The sequence below is a fragment of the Deminuibacter soli genome (genome assembly GCF_003412455.1).
Lineage (GTDB): Bacteria > Bacteroidota > Bacteroidia > Chitinophagales > Chitinophagaceae > Deminuibacter > Deminuibacter soli.
In genome coordinates, this window is record NZ_QTJU01000004.1 from 418,989 (window position 1) to 445,972 (window position 26,984).

A 26,984-nucleotide genomic window follows, 5' to 3' on the forward strand; every position below is an offset into this window, starting at 1 on the left:
CCTTTTATTTCATTCAAATAAAATGTATGAAGCACATTTTTGCCCTAACGATTGCTGCAACGATGGCGTTTGTATCGGTGCGGGCGCAGGATCCTGTTCAATGGCAGTATACCGCGCGTAAAGTGGATGCTGTTACCTGGGAAATTCATTTAACAGCAACCATACAGGCCGGCTGGCACGTATATGCACAGCACCAGCCCAAAGATGCAATTGCTTCACCTACTGCTATTCATTTTGCCAGTAACCCGCTGGTAAAGCTGGAAGGCGCTATTAAAGAAATTGGCCAGTTACAGCACGAAAAAATTGAAGCGCTCGATATTACACAGCTGCAGTACGAAAACCAGGTAGATTTTGTACAGCGTGTGAAAGTGAAAACTGCAGGCAATGCTGCTGTAAAAACAAATATCACAGGCCAGGTGAATTTTCAAACATGTACAGAAACCTCCTGTTTGCCCCCTGAGACAAAAAGTTTCAGCGTTAAACTGCAGTAGTACAGCAATAAACTGTGGTGGTGTGCTTCTGTAGGGTGCTTATTCGTTCGGGTTCAATTTAATTCCTTCCTTGTTTCTTCCATTTTCATGAAAAGCCAGTCATTGCTGCTATTTGAAAGATCTCATTCAAAATTAATTTAATCAAAAAATTTACTTGTAGCAGGGTGTGTGCCGCATAGTTGCGGTGCAGCTGCCTGCGCATATACATACCTTTTATTGTTAACAACCAAACACTGCTAAACATGCAATCCTTTGCTCACTGCAAAACGGGGAAACCGGTTGGTTCCGTTTTGTTCAAAACATTCCGGGTTATACCATGTGTACTTGTTTTACTGATGTTACTGGGCATAGACGCCAATGCACGACTATTCGGGCAGCGCATTACACTGTCGCTGCAGCAGGTGAGTATGCCCAAAGTGTTTAAATCTATTGAGGCACAAACGCCTTATCGTTTTTTGTACGTCAGCGACCTTATTGACAAAAACAAGCTGGTGAACATTGATGTGCACGACAGGGAACTGGAAGATGTGCTGGCCATATTGTTTGACCATACCCCCATTACCTATGCACTGGACGGCTATATAGTAGTGCTGCGCAACAAGTACGCGCCAAAGAAACCGGATACAAAAGTGAACTCATTATTGCCGCCTTCGCCGGTGGAGTTTTTTAATAGATACAACGAGCCGGATGAGATAAAGGGGATAGTAGTGAGTGATAAGGGGGAGCCTATACCGGGAGCGACAGTATTAATCAAAGGTTCAAAACGTGCTACCTCTACCAAGGCAGACGGCACCTTTACATTTGTAGGTGAAAATGCCCGAAACGCAACACTGTCCGTTTCCTGTATCGGGTTTATAGGCAAAGATGTAAATATGGAAGGCAACCGGACTGTTGTAATTACATTGAAGGGAACGTCTAATATGCTGGATGAGATGGTGGTGAAGGGCTACTATGTAACAACCAACCGGATGAATACAGGAAATGTGAGCACCGTAAAAGGAGAGGATATAGCAAAGCAGCCGGTAATGGATCCCCTGTCTGCCATGCAGGGGCGGGTAGCAGGATTAGAAATAGACAAGGTGAATGGCCCTTATTCTGGGGCATTAATGACGGTGTATATACGTGGTAGAAACTCTATTGCCAGTCGCCTGGAACCGTTGTATTTGATAGACGGGGTTCCGTTTCCTGTGACAACAACTGCGATCGGCACCGGTGCTGCCGCGATAAATCCGTTAAACAACATCAGTATGAGTGATATAGAGAGTATTGAAGTGCTGAAGGATGCCGATGCAACTGCTATTTATGGTTCCCGGGGAGCAAACGGTGTTATTCTGATTACGACTAAAAAGGGAAAGGGAGGCGCGTTACGGTTAAATGTTGAAGTGAATACAGGAGGCACTTCTCCTGCACGTTATGCGAAATTGCTGAACACACAACAGTATTTGGCTATGCGGCATGAGGCATTCAATAATGATGGTAAAACTCCGGGGATAAAAGATTATGATATTAATGGTGTCTGGGATACAACCCGGTATACTGATTGGCAAAAAATGTTGATTGGAAACACCGTGCACCATACAGATGCACATGCAAGTTTATCAGGTGGAAGCGCTGGCACGCAGTTTATAGTGAATGCCAGTTACTCAAAGGATGGAACTCCTTTACCTGGCGATTTCCCTAACAGTAAAGGAGCCGTTTCCATGAATTTGTCACATTTTTCTACTGATCAGCGTTTTCGTATGAGCATAGGAGCTTCCTATATGAACAACCTGATTATTTTACCGCAAAATGATCCGAGTTATTTAATTTTATTACCGCCCGATGCCCCGGCGGTTTATGATAAAAGTGAAAATCTGAACTGGCAAAACAGTACATTTATCAATCCCTTTGCCCGGATACTTGCTACCAGTAAAACGGTTACAGATAACCTTCTTTCCAATGCCAGTTTAAGCTACCGCATATTGCCGGGATTAGAGGCAAAAGCAGGTTTAGGCTATACTTATATACAAAGTACACAGTCGAATATTACACCACTGCAGTCTTTGCCGCCATCTGCCGGTACTGATCCAACGCTTCGTGTTACAGATTATGGAAGCCGCATTACCAAAACCTGGCTGATAGAACCACAATTGCGGTATTTCAAAAAAATTGGCAATCATTCAGTAGATGTATTGGGCGGATTGACCTTTCAACAAACCAGCACGGCCGATAATTTGGCATCAGGTTACGGGTACGTCAGTGATGCATTATTGGGTACGCTATCGGGCGCATCTGTTATTTCCGGGGTTGCGCAGCTGAGTACGTTATATAGATATAATGCTGTTTTCACCCGTATTGGTTATAATTACAAGGAGAAATATTTGCTGAATTTAACTGCGCGCCGCGACGGTAGCAGCAGGTTTGGACCAGGAAGGCAGTTTGGCAATTTCGGCGCAATAGGCGGGGCCTGGATTTTTTCAAATGAGAAATTCTTCGGTAATAAAAAAGCAGCTTTTAGCTTTGGCAAACTTAGACTAAGCTACGGTACCACGGGTAATGATGGAATTAGCGATTATAAATATCTGAGCAGATATACGTCACTGACCATTTCTTATCAGGGAGTAAAAGGGTTATATCCAACTAGTCTTTTTAACCCAGACTATAGCTGGGAGGTGAATAAGAAATTTGAAGTGGGAACAGAACTAGGATTTGTTAAAGACAGGATTTTATTTTCAGCCAGTTATTTTAGCAATAGATCAGGCAACCAGCTGATTGGTTATAATCTTCCCAATTTTACTGGTTTTGGTTCTGTAGCCGGTAATTTTCCTGCCGTAATTCAAAATTTTGGCTGGGAGTTTACGTTGAATACAAACAATATCCGCAATAAAAAAGTTACTTGGACTACCTCGCTTAATCTTACTTCCGCAGGAAGTAAACTGGTTAGTTTCCCTGATTTGGCTAAAAGTAGCTATGCAAGTAGCTACATTATCGGCAAATCAATTCAGATTGCCAAGCGCTATCATGCAACAGGTGTAGATCCGCTTACGGGCGTGTTTACTTTTCTCGACGTAAACAAAGATGGTGCTATTAGCAAACCCGCCGATAATACTACAATCATGGAGCGTCGAAGACAATATTATGGCGGAATAAGCAATGCGCTTACCTATAAGGGGTTTCAGCTGGATGTACTTTTGCAGTTTGTAAAACAGACGGCACCTACTTATATAAATAGTTTTGGAGCGCCGGGTATGCTTTTCCCTGATGGCACTGCTAATCAACCACAATATGTATTAAGCAGATGGCAGAAGCCTGGCGATATAACTTCTATTCAAGCATTTACTCAAAGCGCAGCGTCAGCAGCTTATAAGGCATATATAAACGCGCAAGCCAGTGATTATGTATATGGTGATGCTTCTTATATAAGATTAAAGAATGTGTCGCTGATATACAAGTTTCCTGATAGCTGGATGCAACACATTCATATACAAAACCTGCAACTATATGTGCAAGCCCAGAATCTGCTTACAATAACAAAGTACCGTGGTGTAGATCCGGAAACGCAAAGCTATTTTCCTGTATTGAAAACAATTACGGCAGGGATAAAATTAACTCTTTAAGTGCTTGAAAACTTAATTATATGTACACTATTATGCAAATTTTACGCTATAGATTGTTTGCTTCGGCATTGATTATGCTATCTGCTATCGCCGGTTGCAAGAAATTTGTGACAGTTCCCCCCCCCGCAGGAAACCTTGTTTCTCCGGTAGTATTTGTTGACCAGGCTACTGCTGTCGCTGCACAAATAGCGATATATACAGATATTGAAAACAAAACAGCTCCTTATTACACCTCCCTGCTTGCTGGTTTGGCAGCAGATGAGCTAACTAGTTTTTCTGCAGATCCATTTTTGTCGGGCTGTTACACGAATTCACTGATCGCATTAACCCAAAATGTAAGTGATATATGGACGATTTCCTTTAATAGTATTTACCGGGCCAATGCTGTGCTTGAAGGAGTTGGAAAATCTACTACGCTTAGTCCGTTTATAGTGAAACAATTGATGGGTGAAGCAAAATTTATCCGTGCCTACTTATATTTCAACCTGGTTAATTTTTATGGTGATATTCCATTGCTGCTTAGCACCGATTATACTTCAAACAGGTTGGCAGCTCGAACGCCTGCTTCGAAAGTATACGACCAGATTGTTACTGATCTGAAGGACGCAGAAACTAACCTTAGCAATAGTTATCTGAATGCAACGGATACATTGGCGTCTTCAGAAAGGGTTCGTCCGAATAAAGCAACAGCATCTGCTATGTTGGCGAGGGTTTATCTTTTTCAGAAAGATTGGGCAAATGCAGCCGCTGAAGCAAGTGCAGTAATCAATCAGTCAACGGTTTATAGTCTCAATAGTGATTTGAACAGTGTTTTTCTGAGGGCAAATAACAAGGAAGCCATCTTCCAGATACAGGCTGTTAAGCCGACTATTAATTCTGTAATGGGGGCCAATTTCGTCTTGCTGTCTACGCCATCTGCTGGAACCAGTAACTGCACCACTATCAGCAAGCAATTACTCAATAGCTTTGAGACCGGCGATAAGAGAAAGCAAGCATGGGTAGGTAGCGTAAGCGTTGGCGCCAATACGTATAATTTTCCCAATAAGTATAAAATTAAAGCGAGTGCCACCATTACAGAATACACAACCGTTTTGCGCTTGGCTGAACAGTATCTTATACTGGCCGAAGCCAATGCGCAAATGGGAGATACAAAAGGGGCACTCAGCAACTTAAATATTGTACGCAAACGGGCAGGGCTTGCTGATTTTTCTGCACAAGGAAAAGATTCTGTACTGGCAGCCATTCAGCACGAACGGCAGATAGAGCTATTTGCCGAAGGTGCATTTAGATGGTTTGATTTAAAAAGAACTAATACGGCAGATAGCATAATGGCAGTGGTTACACCGTTAAAGGGTGGAAAATGGAATAATACTGCTCAACTTTTTCCTATACCGCAAATAGAGCGGGACGCAGATCCCCTGTTATCGCAAAACCCGGGTTACTAATCATATTCATTCAGATAATTATAATGTTGCATTCTATGAAACTAATTTTGCTTTCTGTTGTCTGCTTTTTCTGCTTCAATTGCTACGCCGGTAAAAATGAAGATCCCGCTTATCCTGTTGTAGGAAAGCGGTGCCCTGATTTTTTATTTACAGATATTGTTAATTATCCTAAGAAAAGACTTACGCTTGACGATTTTAAGGGTAAATGGCTAGTGTTAGATCTGTGGACAATTTTTTGTGGTGGGTGTATTGAATCGTTTCCCCATATGAATGCGTACCAAAAAGAATTTGCGGGGCAGGTTCAAGTGTTGATGGTGGGTAAATTAGATGCGAACGCGAAAGCAAAATGGATCTTTAAAAAATCGACGGACAAATACAACCTGCAGTTAGCCTGTGCATTTGATTCCAGCCTTTTTGCCCGATTTGATATCCGGGAGGTGCCGTACACAGTTGTTGTTGATCCTGACGGGATAGTAAAAGGAATAGGAGGGGGCATTGATAGGAATCAGATAGCAGCTTATCTACGTGGCGAATCCCCCGTTTTATTCAAAGCTGTACGGGCGCATGAAATAAGATTTCCCACGGCATATAATCCTTCTGCGCCTTTTCTTATTCACGGTAACGGCGGCGCAGACACTGGTTATTTGTACAGGTCTGTCCTAACTATGTACGCAGACAGTGTAACCTTTAGATATCCACACCATATTGCTGAATTTAAACCTGCGCTTAGAAAGTTTGAAGTGCTTGGTGCGGACCTAAAGGACTTGTATAAATATGCTTACCTGGGACGTGCAGGCTGGGATATAGAAGACACCGGATTTTATGGGAAAGTTGCTTACCAACCGATATTGGATATTAAAGATTCTGAGAATTTTATTGGTGATAAAGTGTATAAAAAAAATTTATACTGTTACAGTCTAACTGTTCCGAGAGATAAAGTAAAAGATAGCTTTCTGATGCGGAAGATGCAATATGATTTAATGGGTTATTTTGGCTATAAGGCAAGTGTAGTCGAAAGAATGGTGAATTGCTGGACTCTGGTAGTTGATGATTCAGTAAAAATGAGAGCCAGCCTTACCAATAAACCGCATGGCATAGAGAAACTGAGTGAATATGGTTATGCTGCGAACCTCTCCATGAAAGACCTGATGTCTAATTTGGTTATTATGAATAGTCGATGGCCCGATCCCCCATTTGTTGATGAAACAGGTATAACCAGTAATATTCGCTTGGTATTTGACAGCGGCTGGGATGATTTTTCGGATGCCCAGAGAGCGCTTGCCAAAAGCGGGTTAAAGCTGGCATTGACCAAAAAGAGGATGAAAGTACTACTGATTCAGGATTGATAAAATGCATAGCCATAGCCTTTTTTACCATTTGAAAGCGGTTTCTAAAAGATAGGGGTTACTAAACGTAAAGTAATATACTTTAACATGATTGACGCCAAAGGTTGTTAAGTAGGTGCATGTAGAGTCTAGCCACCTGGTTGTGCAATTAACAAAGGGAATTTACGTATAACACCAACAGTATTGATCGAATACATAAAATTGTAATTCTTTTTTGTTTAGTGCTTTTGTAGAAAAAGCTGCAACAATAGAGAGTATAAAGACTGAAATACTCAAAAAATGTTTTTTTTCATAAGTGCAGGTTTAGCTAAAATAAGGAGTAAATTAACACGTCCCATTGTATAGAACAACAGGACGTGTCAATTACGCTTCTATTCTGGTTTTTTGGAAGCTGTTACGTAGATGTTTGGATTATCACTAGTAGCGTAGTAAACTTTAGCGTGATTTATACCACCTGCAGTCAGGTAGGTACATTGAAGGCCTGGTGTTGGAGCGCACTCTACTGCAGGCACTAACAAATAACCGGCAGCTGTGCGAATGAAATAGCTTACTGTGCCGGCTTTTTTAGTAGCAAAAGCAGCGGCACCAGCCAGTAACAGCGCAGCAGCGCTCAAAAAGATTTTAGATTTGTTCATAAAGTGTTTACTTTTTTAATCAAAAAGCAAGAAAAACTTTAGGTGTTCATATAGCTTACTCTTTTCTCCAGGTTTTCAGCATCCCCTGTTTTTACCGGTTGTTTACTGCAGTAGCAACCGGTTGTGTATACATATTTTACCAGAGTAGTGTATCACTTAGCGGTATACACACGTCTTTATTTCTGCTTGAGAGATAATGTAATAAAAAATAGAGTATACCTGTGTTGCCACTCATAAAGTCGGCATTCGCTGTCTTAGAATGATCCAGCAACCAGAAGACCTTGTTTTTTTGTTGCTTATAAGTATGTAACAAAAATGAGACAACCCAATCGCATCGGTCAGGGGTAACTGTTTCGCCTGGCAAACCCTTAACGTTCAGTGCTATGTTTGCCCAACCGCACAAGCCGCTTGCGAACGTAATATCCATTTGCACAGGATGTGGTGTTAAGCTATTCCATATGTCCGAGGCCTTTTTTACTGCCATTGGCTCATTTAATACTGTCCCTGCTTTCAACAGGCATTTAACAATACCTGGTCTGCCAATCAGGTAGTTGTGTTTGTTCTTTTTCATTTTTTCACCATTAACATTTCTGGTACTTTTTTGATTGACCAGTTGTTTTAGCAACCATTGCAAGTTTCGTTTTGCACTGTCTACAATTGCTGTATCGGATTGTTTTTCCAATGCATAAACCAGGAAATACAATATGCCTGCGTTGCCATAACCAAAGCCCAATTGCAACAGGGGGTGGGTTTTATATAATTCCGAAGTCCAGTACCCATCGCGATTTTGTTTTTGCACCAATAAGCTTATATAATGATTTAATTTTTCGCGTGCAAAAGCCTCAGGTAATAAATCCCAGCATTGCAGCAATGTTAGCCCCTGGCCTGCAATACCTTCTGCCAGGTTTTCGCCTGCTGCATCATCTTTAAAACAGGCTGCAAGCATTGGTTGCTCCTGTGCAGGTAGCAAGCCGCTTTGTATACCCTCATACAGGGCAAGTGCCACACCAGCTTTGCCATCAAACAAACCATAGTTCTGCGACAATAGAGTGTCTTTGAAAAAGGCATTTTTAAGCGCTTGCCAGTTGATATTAACAATTTCTTGGTTGATAGCTGAATCCATGCCTGCTCTTTTGGCGAAGGCAAGCGCGTATAGTATGCCTGCTATTCCATTGTGCCAACCAAGTAACACCTGTTTCTGAAGTTGGTCTGGCGTTGCAACGATGCCGCTATTGGAGAAATAGGTAGCCCAGTTTTTTTCAGGAGTTAATATATATTCATGAAAAATACTGGCCAGGCTTTTTTCGATGATACTGGTAATAAATACCGGGTCGGGTGTTTCCTGTTCATTTGTTACTATTGGGTGTTTTTGCTCCTGTTCCAATACCGCGATGATTGTTTCTATACCAGGTCTGTTATTCGGTTTCGCCTGTAAACAATTGCACAATAGCCGGGAAATGGCCGCGTTGTGTGTGAAAAACAACAAGCTGTTATACAGTCGTTCCTGGTCAGTTTCCGAAAACCTGTCTGGCGGTAAGCTGGTAAAAAAAACAACTAATAGTGCGCCAAGGCCATAGATGTCTTCCTTTACAGTAGGTGTTTTTCCAGCCTCCTGTTCAGGAGACATAAAACCGAATGTACCGAGGCTGAATGGTGGCACATGTGAAGGTGAGTTTAAATCATAACACAACTCCATATCAATCAGTATCGGTTCGCCTGAATTGGAAATAATAAAATTAACAGGCGTAATATCCCGGTGAACATATCCCAGTTGATGCAACTGCTGTATGGTTTTGGCAATTTTAAGAGCTGTGGTTGTTAGCTTTTGTCTTGTAACAGCCGCGAGCTCAAACCATGGTTTTTTATCAAAAAGCTGGAGTATGTATTGCTCCAATGGATTGCCTTTTATAAAGTCCATTGCGAGATAGGTATCGCCGTTTTCCTGGAAATAGTCAAATATTTTAGGGATAGGGATCTTTCCGCTGAGTGTTTGATAAATAGTTTTCTGCCAATACAACCTGTCTTCGATGGTTCTGCCGAAATTATCTCCCCACATATTTTTTTTACCCTGCTTTATGATGCAGCTTTTGATATTCAGAAACCCTTTAAAGTACAGTCCTTTAATTACGTTACCCTTTACATCTGATTTAATCACCTCTACCAGTTTATACCGGTCGTTTAACAGCTTGTTTTTGGGAAACTGCGTAGCTGGCGCGGGTGTATTGAAAGGCCAGTTGATTGTTGCCGGCAACATAAATGGCACCTGGTAGTCGCCGTTGTTATGGAGTGGTTTGTAATTCCCGTACCGTGCATATACGATACCGCTAACATGTGCGTCGGTTGGTATGTCTGGCCCTTTTAGGTGATTGGTTATTTTTGCCAGGGCATCTGCAATACGTGCAGCCTGCTGATCGTTGCCGGGATAAATACTTACTATTTTGGCGAGCCGCGTATATCCCAATGCATCTGATAAGATGTTACCTGCAGCGTCAGGATCTTTTACAATTTTAAAAGGAACCTGGAAACGTTGCAGCTCCGGCACAACCAGTTTCAGCAACTCTTCCACCTGAATTTTTATCACAGATAAATGCAGTATCCATCCCTTTTTATTTTCTATAACGCCTGATTCCAGGTAATGGGCATCAGTAATATATGACAATCCATAGTTGTCGAGTAACGCCGCATAACCCCGTTTGATTAATTCTGCCGGTTCTGAAACCTGCTTGCCTGTGGTATTTGTTATCGTTTGCTGCATGAGGTAAATCAGGATATGGAAATTATAGTGTAGTTAATTCAGCTGTACCTGTTTTGCGATAAGTCTTTTTGTGCAGGTATATCGCTATTATACCAAGAAGCGTAACCACGATATTAAAAACAAGGTGTTGCGGCCATGACATGTCTCTTATAATTCCGCCGCAGGTACAAGGGCGTGAAGCATGGTCCACAAATATCAGCATGCCTCCAACATACAAGGTGAAGGCTGCCATCATGAAGGTGAAACAGTACAAGGCAATGCTTCTGAACCTGGGTATAAACAATCCTGCAGAGATAGCCAGTTCTGCAGCCGGTAGCAATATTGACGCTACATTGCTGAATGGACCAAATACATAAGATCTTCTGAGGTCATAACTAAAGTTGGTGTAGTCCAGGTATTTGACAATCCCTGTATAGAAAAACAGGAAAGCAAATAACACGCAGAGTAATTCCAGAAAAGTAGTTTTCTTCATAACTTAAAAATTTGTTCTTGCAGATCAAAGTTTGATTTATTGTCAGGCAGGCAACAGGCCCTGAGAACTGGCGCTGGCCTTGTTTTCCTGTTCTTTACTTAGATTGAATACAATTTCCGCAGTAATGAGCGCAACACTGAAGGTGATTAATAATGGTAAGCATTGGTAGCGCAATACAATTGGGGAGGCGACAATGCTAAAGCCCACGTTCATTATCCACAATAGCAGTGTGAGGTTTAATAATCGCTTAACGCCGTTCCGGTTTTCTTTATATCCTTTAAATATTAGCATGCCGGCAATGCTTATCAGTAATAGAGCATTGGTTATTGATGAAAAAACGGCATAGGTAGTGGGTGCGCCGATTGTTCTTGCCTTGCCATTCTGATTGCTTACTTTTTGTGTTTTATACTGAAACCATATTTTAGCGAGGTTTTTCACACTGTCACTCCCCATATTGTACCTGGCAATAAATTCTGCCGGAGGAGCGGCATATCTTATAGCGTTGGGTGTCATAAAATTTTTCAGGTATGCGACAGGGTGTTGCTTTATCAGGTAAGTCGCGTAATCAGAAAAAAGTGGTGCGGTTGCAGCCCAGTTTTTAAAGGTCTCAGCTGAATCTTTACCAGTATTTTTCACAACGTATTGTTGCAAGGGACTTTTGCTGCTCCATAAATAGAACATATAGCTTGCATATTGTGATGAATCCAACCCATTCATCTTCATCCTTCCCAGCGTATCAATATACGCCCGTACCATGCCATCCAGTTTCGCAAACCTGACGGGGACTGGTGTGCGCTCGCTTTTGGGTACGCGCTCGTACATGTAGAGGGCGTTATTGGCCAGCTGCCAGCCGCCGAAGGCGGAGAATTGGCGTTTGCCGGTTTCCTGCTGCATTTTGTTGCTGGTGTATGAGATGGAGGCGAAGATGAACAGGCATCCCAACGCGATACCGGTTACCTTGCGCTGCCAGCCCTGGTGCGACAGTATAAAGGCTGCTGCGGCTATAATGGGGTAGTAAATAGCATTGTATCGAACCACAAAACAGGCAAGCAATAAAAAAGCTTGTACTACCAGCTGAACAGCAGTCGGGCGATAAATGATCCAGATCAGCTGCGTAAACCACAATAAACTCAAACTAATGAACAATGTGTCGGAGGATATATAATTGCTGATGTACAAGCTTATCGGGTTGAGTACAAAAAACAGGAACAGGATGTTTTTGACTACTTTGCCCGGGTTGAAAAAATACAGCAGGGTATAGAAGAACAACAATAAACTGCATCCCAGCATGCCATACTGCAAGCCCGTTACACCTGTGTCTGAATGTGTAAACACACTTACCAGTCGCAGGAATTTGGAATAACCCACGGGCCACATGTTTACATCCCAGTTGCTCGCCGCTGCCTGCAAGTAGGAATAGGAATCCGGCATATAGTTGGCAAAAGGATATTGTAATTTAAATAACCAGAACTGCAGTATAAAGGCCAGTATCGCTGTAACCAGGTAACCACGGTTCCACTTGTTGTTCCAGATGAAACCTGCAAATGCTGCAAGGGAGCCGGTTTTAGGTGCAGGCAGTATTGAGGGTGTGCTGCCAACAGCTTCCTGTCCTTTCTCTTCATGATATTCCTGTTCGGTGTTGATGCTCCAGATATTGGCTTTGTCTGTAATACCTGCGGCAATGTTGTCTACCGATACCATGGCAGTGAGCATGGAGTGGTCTGCATTGTTGTATTTGTGCATGCCGTTGCGGCCTACTAAGAACAGGTTGCTGAACTGGTCGGTATAGGCGCGTATTTTATCAAACTCATCGTACGTGCCGAAATATGCGGGATAAGTTTTTTCTACACGCAGTATGTTGCTGTCGAGTACATCTTCTTTTTGCGCCAGCCCTATTTTTGCCAGTTCGCTGATGGCGAGCTGTTGTATGTCTTCATCCTTCATTTTCCAGAACGCGTCTTCCGTGTTGCAGAAAAATTCCATACCTACCCAAACTGTATCTGGGTCTTTCACCATGTATGGGCTCCAGTTGTTAAACAGCTGCAGGCGTCCCACTTTTACATCAGATTCCTGTATGTATATCCAGGTGTCCTGTAAGTCGAGCGTGGTGGATTGGCCTGTTTTGAGATCTGTGCTGGAGAGGCGTTTTAATAAGATGCCAACTGTGATGAAGTCACGATACTGGAGACCTGCTGCTACGCGGTTGATGTCTGCCGGTACCTGGCCATTCATGCCGGCAATGAGTTCTTTTACCGGCATGGTGCTGAAAAAATAATCTCCTTCAAAAGCAGTCAGTTCACCGGTTTTGGCATCTCTTGCGGTGATGGCGGTTACTTCGTTATTACTGGTGATGATCTCGTTTACTTCCTGGTGCATGTGTATAATGCCACCCATTTCCTGCACCTGCCTGGCTACCTCTTCCCAAAGCTGACCAGGGCCGAGCTTTGGATACAGGAAGCGTTCAATTAAACTGGTTTCAACACCTTTCTGTTTGATGTCGCCGGTGTTTGTTTTACCGGATGGTTTCAGCGATTTTATGGCGTGTGCAATTGCCTTGCTGATGGATACGCCTTTGATGCGTTGTGCGCCCCATTCAGCAGAAATTTCTTTGCACGATACACCCCATACTTTCTCTGTATAATCTTTAAAGAACAGCTGGTACAATGTTTTGCCAAAGCGGTTGATGAAAAAATCTTCCAGGCTGTTTTCCGGTTTTTTAGGAAACAGCTGAGCCTGCATGTAAGAGAAGAGTATGGCAATGGTGCGTGCCAAACCCAGCTTGCGCAGGGTTTCTATAGATAATTGAATAGGATAGCCAAAAAACCTGCGGAGAAAATAAATGCGTGAGAGCCGTTTGCGAACCAGCATTACACGGTCGCCTGCAGCGCTGGTATCGTTCAGGTGTAAGTCCCTGTGCTGGTTCTGGTAACTGATGGTGAATATGCCCGATTCGTCGTTTTGAATAGGTAGTATGTTGATCCACCAGTTCATTACGCGGTCTGACTTGGAGAAGAAACGGTGACCGCCTATGTCCATGCGGTTTCCTTTGTAGTTAACCGTTTTGGAAATACCGCCAATATCACCACTCTTTTCGAGTATAATGGGGGTAATGTCAGTACGTTTCAGCAGTTCGTAGGCTGCAGTGAGGCCAGCGGGCCCTGCGCCAATGATGATAGCTTTTTGTCCCATCGGGTTTCTCGTTATAGGTATAGTAGATTTCGTTTTAAAAAGTCCGGTCTATAGATATAGATGGACTTGCCTAAAGTCCGTGACATTTAAGTACGCTTTAACCGGTGTATGCCACCGGTATGGCAGGGTACGGATCAAATGGGCCAATGACTAAGTGGTTGTTTACAGAGATAGATACAGCAATAATCCTGCGTGTGCACCAAATACAGTCGGGCATGCCCGGTCAACAGCCAATTAATTCAGTGCTTGTTTACACATGTTTATTATCAGGGGTACAGTGGTTCTCTGTTAATACATTTGAAACACGGGACAGAATGGAAGGGATAAGAAGAGAACGATTGAAGTTGGTTTGTTTCGTTCGCCGGAATAAAGTTGCAATAGTTTTGAGAAAGATGACGAGTGAAATCCGGATTTTATTTTAAGTGAATTCAGGACAGTAAAAGATGCCTGTTGCCATGTATAGTACATGCACTTACTGCACATAGCACCAAGGCTGCATGCAGTAAATTGTGCGATGATAATGGATTATAAACGAGAATGCGTGATAGCCTTGCTTGGAAAGAGCGGCATGCTGCCGTTGATTAGGGTTGATGAATGGTTGACAGCATGCCTAGTACTTTTCTTTCGAGTTTTTCAGCTATAAGAGGATATTGGTTGGATGTAGTTGTTTCCAGTAAACATGCCTGTAATCTCCTGACTTTCTTCTGCAACGCCGGATGCAGTGCCAACATCTCCTGTACTTCTTCAGCAGCCTGTTCGCTTAACAGGCCGGCTACATAGGCACACAGCATAGGTGTTAGAAATTCGGCACTTTTCATTTGTCAGAGATTATAACAAGATATTTCGTTTTAAGCCTCACCGGGTTGCGCAAAACGACGAAATGAATGCCCCAAAAGGAAACGTTTTGTAACGGTGTTTATGCAAAATGGGTAAGTGCTTATATAACTTATGCAGCTGTAATGCAGATTAGATGGGCTGCAGAATGGCGCTTAATTCAGTCCTGGTAAGGGTTTGCAGGAAGGAACTATCGGCCTGAACGAGTTCGTTTACCAGGGTCTTTTTGTTTTCCTGGATGCGCATGATCTTTTCTTCCACGGTGTTGGGGCAAATCAAGCGTACGGCAACAACGTTTTTATGCTGGCCAATGCGGTAACTTCTGTCTATTGCCTGGTTTTCTACAGCCGGGTTCCACCAGGGATCTACCAGGTATACATAATCGGCAGCAGTTAAATTCAACCCGGTGCCACCCGCTTTCAGGCTGATTAAAAATACCCGCACGTTATCATTGTTTTGAAACTGCTGCACGGCTTCATCCCTGCCGGTAGTACTGCCGGTGAGCCATGCGTATGTTATTTGCCTGCTGTCAAGCTCCTGGCGTATTAACTGCAGCATGGATATGAACTGCGAAAACACCAGTATTTTATGATAGGGCGCACGTGTTTCAATCTGCTCCATCAGTACGGTTATTTTGGCCGATACATTGGGGTAAGGTTTTTCGCCGGGCAGCAGTGCGGGTGAATCGCATATCTGCCGCAGTTTGGTGAGGCCCTTTAACACAAACATATTGTGCGATACGTTTTCATCAAACTCTGTGGTAACAGGCATTTTGTTTACATAGTCACGCAGCTCTTTTTCATGCTGATCATAAATGGCTTGTTGTTCACCACTCATTTCACAGTACAGCACGGTTTCTGTTTTGTCGGGCAATTCTGCTGCTACCTGCTGTTTCATTCTTCGCAAAATAAAGGGCTTTATTTTCTGCTGCAGGGTTGCGGCGCGCTTGTCATCTTTAAAACGATCGATGGGGATGGCATAAGTATCCCTGAAATATTGCGGGCTGCCCAGCAAGCCGGGGCAGGCGATAGATAGCTGCCCGTAAATATCAAATGTGTTGTTCTCTACCGGGGTGCCGGTAAGCAGTAACCTGTTGCGGGCTTTTAACAAGCCGATTGACTGATGCCGTTGCGCGCTGCTGTTTTTGATGTGTTGCGATTCATCAATGAACAAATAGTTAAAGGTGTAATGACGCAGAAAACCTACATCCATCAATAGGGTATTGTACGTGGTGAGTACAATGTCGTATTCATTGAATGCAATTGTATCGCGCATGCGTGCAGGGCCATGCAGGGTTAGTATGCTTAGTGATGGTGCAAACTTAGCTGCTTCGCTTTGCCAGTTAAACAGGAGCGAAGTGGGTACAATGAGTAAGCTGGTGCCGCGTTGCTGTTGTTGCTGGAGCAGCATAAAGGCCAATACCTGTATGGTTTTGCCAAGACCCATATCATCTGCCAGGCAGCCGCCAAAGTTCAGGCTGTCTAAAAAGTTCAGCCAGTTTAGGCCTTCCTGCTGGTAGTGCCGTAAAGTGGTGCGCAAATTAGCGGGTGGTGCAACCGGCTGTATGGTGGTAAAGTCGCTGAATTTTGTTTCGTACAATGTAAGCTCTTGTTGCACGGTTTCATCCAGTTGCTCTTCTTCATACATTTCACGGATGGCAGTGAAATTGGTTTTGGGTGTTTTGAGCACATCTGCTGCCAGTTCTGCCACTGAAAAGTAACGCATGAATTGCTGCAGCCACTCATCGGGCAGTATGCCTGTGGTGCCATCATCGAGCTGAATGTATTTGCTGCGTTTCTTTACAGCCTGCTGTATTTGTTTGAGGCTGGCTTTGGTGTTGCCAAACTGTACATCGAGCTGGGTGTTAAACCAGTTTAACCCACTCACAATGCGTACCTTTACTTTGGCAGGGTGTGTATTGCGTTTGTGATCTTTCAGTGTGTTGTAGCCGAATATGGCGATGCCTGCTTCGCGCCAGCGGGCGAATGCCTCCAGAAACCAGTCGTCGTTTACAAAGTTGTCTTTGTGCAGGTAAAAGCTGTCCAGCCCGTTTTCCAGCTGTTCTGTGAAATCAGGATGCTGGCGAAGCAGTGTGCGCAGCAGCTGTTGTTCTGCTGCATCATCGCGGTGCACTGCCAGCTGCACGCCTTTATCGGTGGTGATGTATAACTGGTGTTGTGTTCTTACCGGTATCTCCCTGTCGCCATACACCATCACGGGTTTTATCAGGATATAGTTGCCTGCTTCTGATAAGTAAATACACCTGCGCTGATCGTGCTGCAGGTTGAGTTGTTTCAATTCCTTTGTGGTGGCGGGTTTCAGGTAGGTGTAGTGCACTGGGATGTTGTTGCTTGCCGGTGTAAGCACCTGCTCCTGAAACTGCTGGTATTGCGATGTATGAATCAGCAGCTGTGTTTGCTGCCTGAAGAAATCAAGCAGCTGCAGGGTATTGAAATTGTGAATGAAATAAAATATGTTTTCATCCTGTAAAAAATAACCGAACCGCATGGGTAAGGCGTCGGCTTGTACTGTTTGCTCATTCAATGTAACCTGCAAGCGCACCTGGTAGTATTCTTCCAGCTTTACCACGATGATTTCAATGCCCTTGCGCAGCGGTTGTATGTTTACTTCCCTGAGTGAGTTGGTGGTAACGTTATCGGATACAGTTGCATCGTGATACAGGAAGGGTAAGCGCAGCGGGTTGCTGATAATGGCTTTTAATGCATCGAGGTCTGCTGCTGTTTTGGTATCTGATGGTGTTTGCTGAAACCGTGCAACGGCTGTGAAGAATTTGAGTTCAGCCGCGTTGTTGTTTTGCCACAGCAATGCCAACGGCTGCACTGGTGTAAACGGGTTCTTCAGCTTGCCGCTTTTGGTGGCAGGCGCTTCGTACAGCTCAATCAACAGGTGCCTGTTGTATTTGTGCTGTCGCAATACAATACAGGCTTTGTTGTGTTCTGCACTGGTGAGCGTGGGTGGCAATGGCTGCTGCGGCGTTAGCATGTTCTGCAGTCGCCTAATGTTATCGGGGGTAACAGGAAACAGTCCTGGTTTTATGGGGGTGATGTCTGTTTTCCGGTTATTGTAATCGATGTTGAACAGTGCATCGGGGTTGGGCGATTGTTCCAACCCGTAAGCTGCAGCAACCTGCCGTATTTTCTGGTGCCGTAATGAAGTATCAAAGAATACCCGCAATTCATCGCGGTGCAGGATGTTGTACAGTACCTGCAATTGGTGTGCACACAATTTTGTATTCGGGGCGGTGCAGCCGCAGTAAAGTTCAACCTGGTCAGGCAGCTGTTTCACTGTCACCGGTGGCAGTGTTTCGGAATGGAAGGTGTGCGTGAAATGACCTTCGTTCAGTGCGATGTATACGGGATGAATGTTGTAAAAGCCCTGGATGTCTGTAGCAGCGAGTGTACCGCTGTGGCTGTACAGCGTGGTGGTGGTGAGGTCGGTGATGCTACAGTTGAATAGTGTGTAATAGGGCATATGGGGCGAAAATAAGGAATCGGTCGTATGAAAGCCGGTGAATAGTGAATAGTGAATAAACTAAGCGAGTTTGATGGTGAGTGGTAAGTCAAAGTCGTTTAGGGTAGCTTTTTGGTGTTGTAGGATGGTTTAACGTTTAACGTTTGAAGTTTAAAGTTGGATTGGGTGGTGTACCAGCGTGTATTTTTTATGCCACGGTGGAGGCGTTGTAGCCGAACTGCTTTTTGAAGGCGAAGGAGAAGTGGGACAGGTCTTCGAAGCCTACTTCGAGGTATACGCTGGCGGGTTTGCGGCCTTTTTCCTTGATGAGGTAATGGGCTTCGCTGAGGCGGCGGTGTTGCAGCCAGCGGCTGGGTGAGGAATGGAAGACTTTCTCAAAATCACGCTTGAAAGCGGCCAGGCTGCGCCCGGTAAGCTGGGCAAAACGCGGGATGCTTACATTGAACATATAATTCTGCTGCATAAAGGCTTCCAGGTCTATTTTGCCGGGTTCCCTGAAGTCGAACAGCCAGTCGCATTTGTCGGGGCAGATTTTTTGCAGCAGCAGTATGGCTTCGGTTGTTTTGGTTTCGATGAGTTCGTTGTTAATGGCAGACTGCTCGTTAAAATAAGGCAGCAGTGACTGGAAAAAGCTGTTGATAAAGGCATTGTCGGGTATTACCAGCAGGGTGTTATCGTTATAAACAGCCTGCTGTGTTATTTGATGTTTTATGCTGAATGCACGCAGGGGCTCCTGCGTGAGGTAAATAGTGATGGACTTGAAATCGCCATCCAGGGCTGGCAGTTTGGTGGCTTTTGCCAGCTGGTTACGGCGTACCAGGTAGGTATCGCCTGTTTTCAGCACTTTTGTTTGGCCATCCAGGAATAAATGCAGCTCCCCGGAAATAATCCTGCTGAATGCATGTTCGGCCACAAACTGCTCGGTTGAGTGCCATCGCTCGGTGTAACAATTGTACAACAGCCCGCTTCTTTCCTGTTCTTTCGCTCCCTGCATACCTGGTAATTTTAGACACAAATATCGGTCATTCTACCGGGAAATGCTTTGTTGTATAGCTCAGTTTTACTTTGTTGAACGGCTCAGCGTAACAGGCAGAGATACAGTCCCGCAGCCATTACAGCACCGATAATGGGGCCGGCAATGGGTACCCAGGCGTAACCCCAGTCGCTATGGCTTTTGTTTTTTATGGGGAGGATGGCGTGCATCATACGTGGGCCAAAATCGCGTGCCGGGTTAATGGCGTAACCGGTAGTGCCGCCCAGGGCCAGGCCAATAACCCATACCAGCAGCGCAACGGGCAGGGCACCTACGGAGCCTAAACCCACAGCTGTTTTGGTAGAAGTGATTTCTGCGCCGGTGATATAAAAAACAGTAAAGATGAGTACGAACGTGCCGATGATTTCACTAAGCAGGTTGCTGAAACCGTTGCGTATGGCAGGGGCAGTGCAGAACACGGCACGTATGGCATCGCTATCGGTGGTGCGGTTAAAATGATCGCGGTACATGGCCCATACCAGGCAGGCGCCTGTCATAGCGCCCAGCATTTGTGCCACCATATACGGCAGCACGGCCGGCCAGGCGAACTTACCTGCAATGGCGAGTGCGAGCGTAACAATGGGGTTAAGGTGTGCGCCGCTGTACGGTGCGGCAACAGTAACGCCTACAAATACGGCCAGGCCCCAGGCGGTGGTAATAACTATCCACCCGGCGTTATTGCCCTTGGTTTGTGCGAGTACTACGTTGGCAACAACGCCTTCGCCAAGTAGTATTACCAGCATGGTGCCGAAGAATTCTGCTAAAAAAGGTGTCATGGTTGTAATGGGTTTGGTTAGGGATGTACTTCATTTTTGCTCCATGCCTGTGCGGTGTGGATGGCCCGTTCCCAGCCTGCGATACCTGCTTTTACAGCGTTGGTATTTGCTGCGGGTGTGAAGGTTTTGTCTGCCTTCCACAATTGCTGTATGCTGGCTATATCGGGCCAGAAGCCTACGGCCAGCCCGGCAAGATAAGCTGCGCCGAGTGCGGTGGTTTCAATGATGTTGGGGCGTATTACTTTACAGTTGAGTAAATTGGCCTGGAACTGCATGAGCAGGTTGTTGGCAGTAGCGCCGCCATCTACCCTGAGTTCCTTTATCTCCATACCTGCATCGGCCTGCATGGCGAGCAGTACATCACGGGTTTGGTAGGCGATAGATTCCAGTGCAGTGCGGGCGAGATGGGCAGCGGTGGTGCCACGTGTGAGGCCCACAATGGTACCACGTGCATCTGCATCCCAATACGGAGCACCCAGGCCGGCAAAGGCAGGTACAAAATATACGCCACCGGTATCGGGTACCTGCTGTGCGAGCGGTTCAATTTCTGCGGACGATTTGATAATGCCCAGTCCGTCGCGCAGCCACTGTACTACGGCGCCTGCAATAAAAATGCTTCCTTCAAAAGCGTATTGTATCTGCCCGTTTATTTTCCAGGCAACGGTGGTGAGCAGGTTGTTTTTTGAAGCGATGAATTTGCTGCCGATGTTCATGAGCATGAAGCAGCCGGTACCATAGGTGTTTTTCACCATCGCATTGTCGATACACATTTGTCCGAACAATGCAGCATTCTGATCACCTGCGATACCGGCGATGGGTATTTTGGTGGCGAAGATGGTGGTGGCGGTTTCGCCATATATTTCGCTGGACTGTTTTACTTCGGGCAGCATGGAAGCGGGGATGTTCATGAGTTGCAGCAGTTCTTCATCCCATTGCTGTGTTTGTATGTTGAACAGCATGGTTCTGCTGGCATTGGTAACATCGGTAACGTGTTTTCGGCCGCGGGTGAATTTCCATACAAGCCATGTATCTACTGTACCGAAGGCCAGTTGGCCGGCATCTGCTTTGGCCCTGGCCCCTGCTACGTTATCGAGTATCCAGCGGATCTTTGATGCAGAAAAATAAGCATCTATTACCAGGCCGGTTTTAGCTGCAATGGTTGCGCTGTGGCCGTCTTTTTTCAGTTGCTCGCAGAAGGGGGCTGTGCGGCGGTCTTGCCATACAATGGCATTGTATATTGGCTCGCCTGATTCCCTGTCCCATACAATGGTGGTTTCGCGCTGGTTGGTGATGCCGATGGCTGCGATGTTGGTACCATTGGCGCCGATTTTAACGGTGGCCTCGGCTGCAACGCCTGCCTGGGATGACCATATTTCGTTCGGGTCATGTTCTACCCAGCCCGGTTGGGGAAACAGTTGTGTAAATTCTTTTTGTGCAACGGCTTTTATTTCGCCGTGTTTGTCAAATAAGATAGCGCGTGAGCTGGTGGTGCCCTGATCCAGTGCGAGTATGTATTTTTCCATATGGCAATGTTTCTCGTGTGTAAACGCGGTTTGAATATAGGCTGATTACACGGAATATTATTATGCTGTCAGCAAATAATGTGTGGCTATGGCAATAAAGTCTGCTACCTGTTGCTGCTGCCAGTTGTTATCGGTATGCAGCTCTGCGGCCATGAGGGCAGCTACCTGCGGGGCCATTTCAATAGCTGCGCGCGCATCGAGGAAGAGGGCCCTGGTGCGGCGGGCGAGTACATCTTCTACGGTGCGCGCCATTTCGGTGCGCACGGCCCATATTACTTCGGCCTGCAGGTAGGGTAGGCGTGCATGTAATGGCTGCGACCATGCTGCATTCTCGGTATACAGTGCTTCTACGTTTTGCTGATCGGTGCCATATACAAACAGGTGATTGCTTCTATTGGTAACAGGCATGCTGCCGTGTATGCCCAGGCTTTTGGTGACACAGGGCCTGGCTTGCAGTGCGGCGGTTTGTACAGCTGTGTTCACAATGTCTTCTGCCATTTTGCGGTAGGTAGTCCATTTGCCGCCGGTAACGGTAACCAGTCCGGATGCGGCAACGAGTATTTTATGGCTGCGTGAAATCTCTTTTGTTTTAGCGCCTTCTTCCTGTGGTGCGGCAAGGGGGCGCAGGCCGGCAAACACGCTGCGTACATCACTCCTGGCGGGTGCTTTGGTAAGGTATTGTGCGGCAGTGCGTAAAATGAAGCTGATCTCTTCTTCGAGGGCAACGGGTTCCAGTGTATGTTCATCGAGCGGGGTATCGGTTGTACCTACTACCACTTTATCGTGCCAGGGCACTGCAAATAACACGCGGCCGTCTTCTGTTTTGGGAATCATAATGGCATCCGGCCCGCCAAGAAACGACTTGTCCACTACCAGGTGTACACCCTGGCTGGGTTTTACCAGCGGCCTGCTGCCGGGTGCATCCATTTGCAGCAGTTCATCTACAAAAACGCCGGTAGCATTTACCACGCATTTGGCCTGTATGGTGTAGCTGTTGCCTGTTTCCATATCGGTTGCCACAACACCGCTAATGCGGTTCTGCTGTTTCTGCAGGGCGGTTACGCGCATGTAATTGATGAGCGTTGCACCCTGTTCAATGCTTGTTTGCGCGAGGTTAATGGCGAGGCGTGCATCGTCGAACTGGCCATCGTGGTATACCACACCACCCTGCAAACCTTTGGCTGTAATATTGGGCAGCCTGCGTAGTACTTCTTTCCTGCTGATATGTTGAGAGCGGCCCAGGCTAAGGCGGCCTGCGAGTATATCATACACCTTTAAGCCGATGGTATAAAACGGGCCATCCCACCAGGTGTAATTGGGTATAATGAAAGATTCATTCTTTGCGAGGTGTGCTGCGTTTTTTAGCAAGAGGCCGCGTTCGTACAGGGCTTCAATCACCAGTTTAATATTGCCCTGCGCCAGGTAGCGTACGCCGCCATGCACGAGTTTGGTGCTGCGGCTGGAGGTGCCTTTGGCAAAGTCGGCCTGTTCCAGCAGCAATGTCTGCAATCCGCGGGAAGCTGCGTCCAGTGCGGTTCCCAGGCCGGTAGCCCCGCCACCCACAATAACCATGTCCCATACTTTTTCGCTGTGCTGAATATGCTGTAGCTGTTGCTGCCTGTTCATGATAATTGGATGTTTTACTGCCTGCCTGTATAAATCTATGTAAAAAATGTAAGCGCTGAGGCGAAACGGGTGATTTGTTTGATGGATCTGTATTGCTGGTATGGCTGAATATTAAGCGGGATGCCTGTCGAGCGCTATGATTTGCTGTTTATAGGCAGCAGGCAATAACAGGTTGCGGATGGTGCGGGAAATATGCAGCCTGTTACCGCATTTGTATACGGGCAATATTGCTTTAAGCCAGTGCAGCGTTGGTGCGGGCAGGTAACTGCGCACGGTATCACTTATTATGAGCTGCTGTGTTTGCAGCAACAAGGCATAACGGAATGCACCGAGGTGTTTGCGGTATTGTTTAAACAGATCGGCTGTGTAGTTGCTGTATGCAAGGTTTTGTTGCTGTTGCATAGCATATTGTGCCTGCCAGCCGGTATAATTGCCAGGCAAGCCCTGCAGCTGCATGTGTTCACCTACGGTCAGGAATACTTTTACTACTTCTTCTTTTTCGGCTATGGTAAGTTTGCGTTCCAGTAGTTCGTAGGCTGCAATGGAATAGTGTATCAGCATAAACAATACATCGCGGTAAGCCCAGTCGGGTATATTGCTGCCGCGTGCTGTTTCTACGCCTGTATGTATGGCGCGCATGCGTGTAATAGCTGCAATGGATTGTGCCGGTTCTGCAAAAATAATATGGTGGGCATACTGCACGGTGGAGAATAACCTGCCCAATGGATCGGCCGGCAGGCGACCGGTATAATAGAGCCAGTCCACTGCCTTGTTTAATGCAAACTCAGCAGCGGCACCACCGAATATCACAAGTATCACATCTGCGCGGCCCCATATTTCCCTGACGATGGAGGATGGTTGTATAAAGTGTTGCATGGTTAGAGGGATTGGTATTGTTTTAAATGGAACGGCCTGTATTGAAAGCACTTTGTGATACAAAGTAAAGTCAAACCTGCTGAAAATTCAAAATTTTTGTTACTGCGGAAAGCATTGCTGACATAACGCTGTCACTACCCTGGTTTTACTTTGTAGCAACAAAACAAAACCATATGTCAAAGATTGAAACACTGCAGAAAGTACTTGAACAGGAAGCGATCACTACCCGCAAAATGCTGTCGCGCGTACCTGACGAGCAATTAGACTGGCAGCCGCATCCTAAAAGCATGACCCTGCGCCGCCTGGCAGCGCATGTTGCAGAATTGCCTGGCTGGGTAGGTATGGTGTTTAATACCAATGAACTCGATTTTCAGCAGAATAATTACGCACCCAGAACCATTAACGATAGCAAGGAGCTGATGCAGTATTTTGATGAAAACCTGCAGGATGCAAGGGAGCAACTAAAGAAAGCAGAGGAAGACCAGCTGGATGAATTATGGACGTTGCGCAGCGGTGCACAGATTTACAGCACAGAACCGAAAGAAGAGGTGCTGCGCATGACGTACAGCCAGATTATTCACCATCGTGCACAATTGGGCGTTTACCTGCGATTGCTGGATATTCCTATTCCCGGCAGCTATGGCCCCAGTGCAGATGAAACGGGACATTGATGTTTTTGGATGGCCTGGTGGTTAAGGTGGTTGGATGGCTGATGGACAGTTAAGATGGCTGCATTGTTATAAAAAATAAGGATATTAGCAAATAGACTTTGCCGGTATCCTTATTTTTATACCTGCCATGTATAATTGCATCCATATGAGAAATACAACTGTACGATTCTGCGTTATTTTACTTTTCCTGTCCTTTACCGCAACGGCGCAACTCAGCAACCGCAATGTGTTGGGTAAATATACGTTGCCTGCTGTTCGTGCTGCGTTGTTGCCCTATGGCAGCTGGAAACCTTTCCCGCAAACGCCTGCAGCATGGAAGGAGGCCGTACCTGATACTGTTATCGCCGGTATGATTGCCAATGGTGAAAAGGCTTTGAAGAAAGACTTTGTTTCTATTCCCGCAACGGTAACGCTGCAATTTGTGCGCGATGGCAACCGTACTGCCTACGAAGCTTTGTCATTTGCCAAGCGCAACCAGCTGTTCGACCTGGTGCTGGCGGAATCAGCAGAAGGCAAGGGGCGTTTTACTGACCAGATTGTAAATGGTGTATGGAATATTTGTGAAGAAAGTTTCTGGGGTGTTACGGCGCACATCGGCATGCAGAATGCAGGGGCTGGTTTGCCCGATGTGCAGGACCCGGTAGTGGATTTGTTTGCAGCGGAAACTGCGGCTGTGCTGGCATGGACAGACTATTTCGTTGGCCCCCGACTGGATAGTGTGTCAAAACTGGTTCGCCAGCGTATTGCCTTTGAAATGAACAAACGTATACTGCAACCCATGGCTACTGCAAAGTATGGCTGGATGGGTGCTGGTAACCCGCAGGCCAAGCTTAATAACTGGGCACCGTGGATTATGTCGAATTATGTGGTGGCTGCGTTGCTGTTTGAGAAAGAAGAAGATAAAAGGGCAGCAGCTGTGTACCGCGCCTTGCAGGTAACCAACCAGTACATGAACAGTCTGGGTGATGATGGTGGTTGTGACGAAGGGCCGGGCTACTGGTTTGCAGCCGGCGGTGCCGTATTTGATGAACTTGCGATTCTGAACGATGCAAGCAAAGGAGCGATCAATGTGTATGGTGATCCCTTTGTTGATAAAATGGCCTCCTACATTTATAAAACGCATATTGCCGGTAACTACTTCGTGAATGTGGCCGATGCGCATCCGCGTATCAGTCCGGATGGTGCTATGCTTTACCGTTTTGGAAAAGCGCTTAACGATACGCAGCTCACTGGTTTCGGCAGTTGGATATATCATGATTTGCCCAATGGCGACAGCAGGGGAATAGAGCAGTTTCGCCGTACGCGCGATTTGTATAACCTGCTTGCCATAAAAACGATTGCAGCAGATCGCACACCTTATACACCGGTAAACAATGCCTGGTTTCCGGATGTGCAGTTAATGATTGCACGGCTCAGCAATGGTTTGTTTTTGTCTGCCCATGCCGGTAACAACCATGAAAGTCATAATCACAACGATATCGGCGATTTTGCTGTGTATGCATCTGGCGACCCTGTGCTTATTGATGTGGGCTCGGGCACGTATACTTCCAAAACCTTTTCCAAACACCGTTACGATATCTGGTACAATACTTCTGCGTATCACAACCTGCCAACCATTAATGGTGTACAGCAGGGGGATGGTGCTTTTTCTGCAACAGCGGTGAGTTATAACAATGATAAAAACGGCACCAGCTTTCAGATGGAACTGCGCGAAGCCTACCCGGCCACGGCGGGCATCAGTTCATGGAAGCGGAACATTGTGACATCTCACAAAGGTGTTATCACCATCACTGACCGGTTTGCCGCAGCCGCTCCATTACAAAGCCTTACCCAGGGTTTTATTACGGTATGTGCAGCAGATATAAATCAGCCGGGTAAAATTGTTTTTACCACTGCTTCGCACAACCAGGTGGTACTGCAATATGACGCTGCTTTCTGGGCGGTTTCCAAAGAAAAAATGCCCCTGGATGCACCGGAGGATCAGGGCCTGAAAGTGAACTGGCGTCACCAGGATATTTACCGTATCCTGCTTACTGCCAAACGGCCCGGTAAAGCCGGTGTGCTGCAATACACCGTTACGCGGTAAAATACGGGAACAAATTAGCTGAACCGTTGTTTAACACGTTATTATACAGTTGCCCGGGCAGCGCCGCAGGTATTTCCGGGTTCTGTATGATGTAACGGGTACAACCGTGCAGGCGCCTTTGCCGTACGTTTATAAACA

Annotated in this window: 17 protein-coding genes and 1 pseudogene; 6 read left to right on the forward strand and 12 right to left on the reverse strand. The window is 45.8% G+C overall.

Translation table 11 applies throughout. From position 1 onward, the window contains the following. The first annotated feature begins 26 nt into the window (after positions 1-26). The 4 genes from DXN05_RS14155 (at position 27) to DXN05_RS14170 (ending at position 6,878) form a co-directional block, all read left to right on the forward strand. Positions 27-491, forward strand: a complete 465-nt coding sequence (locus DXN05_RS14155; protein WP_116847911.1) for a protein-disulfide reductase DsbD domain-containing protein — start codon at positions 27-29, stop codon at positions 489-491. Between the two features lie 242 nt (positions 492-733). After that, on the forward strand, positions 734-4,087 hold the full coding sequence (locus DXN05_RS14160; protein WP_116847912.1) for a SusC/RagA family TonB-linked outer membrane protein: 3,354 nt from the start codon (positions 734-736) through the stop codon (positions 4,085-4,087). A gap of 20 nt (positions 4,088-4,107) precedes the next feature. Beyond that, entirely contained in the window at positions 4,108-5,532 is a 1,425-nt protein-coding gene (locus tag DXN05_RS14165; RefSeq protein WP_116847913.1) for a RagB/SusD family nutrient uptake outer membrane protein, read from the forward strand. 35 nt (positions 5,533-5,567) lie between these two features. Further along, the gene (locus DXN05_RS14170; protein ID WP_158559252.1) at positions 5,568-6,878 is read left to right on the forward strand and encodes a TlpA family protein disulfide reductase; all 1,311 of its coding nucleotides are present in this window, start codon (positions 5,568-5,570) and stop codon (positions 6,876-6,878) included. Positions 6,879-7,249: 371 nt separating this feature from the next. Here the strand turns inward: DXN05_RS14170 and DXN05_RS14175 are convergent, their stop codons facing one another. From DXN05_RS14175 to DXN05_RS14225, 12 genes and pseudogenes are all read right to left on the reverse strand, one after another. Beyond that, a complete protein-coding gene (locus DXN05_RS14175; protein ID WP_116847915.1) occupies positions 7,250-7,513 on the reverse strand; it encodes a DUF6520 family protein in 264 nt (87 codons plus the stop codon). 136 nt (positions 7,514-7,649) lie between these two features. After that, positions 7,650-9,668: a lanthionine synthetase LanC family protein gene (locus DXN05_RS14180; RefSeq protein ID WP_158559253.1), complete on the reverse strand. Its 2,019-nt coding sequence runs from the start codon at positions 9,666-9,668 to the stop codon at positions 7,650-7,652. 129 nt (positions 9,669-9,797) lie between these two features. Continuing rightward, positions 9,798-10,268 (reverse strand): annotated as a pseudogene (locus DXN05_RS25295) (class III lanthionine synthetase LanKC N-terminal domain-containing protein); the annotation flags it as partial. A 22-nt stretch (positions 10,269-10,290) separates the two neighbouring features. After that, positions 10,291-10,740, reverse strand: coding sequence for a MauE/DoxX family redox-associated membrane protein (locus tag DXN05_RS24490; protein WP_147313924.1), 450 nt, complete (start codon positions 10,738-10,740; stop codon positions 10,291-10,293). A gap of 42 nt (positions 10,741-10,782) precedes the next feature. After that, positions 10,783-13,929, reverse strand: a complete 3,147-nt coding sequence (locus tag DXN05_RS14190; RefSeq protein WP_116847918.1) for an NAD(P)/FAD-dependent oxidoreductase — start codon at positions 13,927-13,929, stop codon at positions 10,783-10,785. A gap of 581 nt (positions 13,930-14,510) precedes the next feature. Further along, a complete protein-coding gene (locus DXN05_RS14195) occupies positions 14,511-14,747 on the reverse strand; it encodes a hypothetical protein (protein WP_116847919.1) in 237 nt (78 codons plus the stop codon). A gap of 148 nt (positions 14,748-14,895) precedes the next feature. Then, positions 14,896-18,255, reverse strand: coding sequence for a DEAD/DEAH box helicase (locus DXN05_RS14200; RefSeq protein WP_116847920.1), 3,360 nt, complete (start codon positions 18,253-18,255; stop codon positions 14,896-14,898). A 187-nt stretch (positions 18,256-18,442) separates the two neighbouring features. Beyond that, on the reverse strand, positions 18,443-19,249 hold the full coding sequence (locus DXN05_RS14205; RefSeq protein WP_116847921.1) for an AraC family transcriptional regulator: 807 nt from the start codon (positions 19,247-19,249) through the stop codon (positions 18,443-18,445). A gap of 83 nt (positions 19,250-19,332) precedes the next feature. Continuing rightward, the gene (locus DXN05_RS14210) at positions 19,333-20,064 is read right to left on the reverse strand and encodes an MIP/aquaporin family protein (protein ID WP_116847922.1); all 732 of its coding nucleotides are present in this window, start codon (positions 20,062-20,064) and stop codon (positions 19,333-19,335) included. A 17-nt stretch (positions 20,065-20,081) separates the two neighbouring features. After that, a complete protein-coding gene (gene glpK / locus DXN05_RS14215) occupies positions 20,082-21,587 on the reverse strand; it encodes a glycerol kinase GlpK (RefSeq protein WP_116847923.1) in 1,506 nt (501 codons plus the stop codon). Between the two features lie 60 nt (positions 21,588-21,647). Continuing rightward, complete coding sequence (locus DXN05_RS14220) at positions 21,648-23,213, reverse strand: glycerol-3-phosphate dehydrogenase/oxidase (protein WP_116847924.1); 1,566 nt, start codon at positions 23,211-23,213, stop codon at positions 21,648-21,650. A gap of 111 nt (positions 23,214-23,324) precedes the next feature. After that, entirely contained in the window at positions 23,325-24,089 is a 765-nt protein-coding gene (locus DXN05_RS14225; RefSeq protein WP_116847925.1) for an oxygenase MpaB family protein, read from the reverse strand. A 173-nt stretch (positions 24,090-24,262) separates the two neighbouring features. Between DXN05_RS14225 and DXN05_RS14230 the strand changes: the two genes are divergently transcribed. Together DXN05_RS14230 and DXN05_RS14235 are read left to right on the forward strand one after the other, a co-directional pair. Then, positions 24,263-24,760 (forward strand): DinB family protein, encoded by a 498-nt coding sequence (locus tag DXN05_RS14230; RefSeq protein WP_116847926.1) that lies wholly within the window; start codon positions 24,263-24,265, stop codon positions 24,758-24,760. A 145-nt stretch (positions 24,761-24,905) separates the two neighbouring features. Beyond that, positions 24,906-26,846 (forward strand): heparinase II/III domain-containing protein, encoded by a 1,941-nt coding sequence (locus tag DXN05_RS14235; RefSeq protein ID WP_158559254.1) that lies wholly within the window; start codon positions 24,906-24,908, stop codon positions 26,844-26,846. The last annotated feature ends 138 nt before the right edge of the window (positions 26,847-26,984 follow it).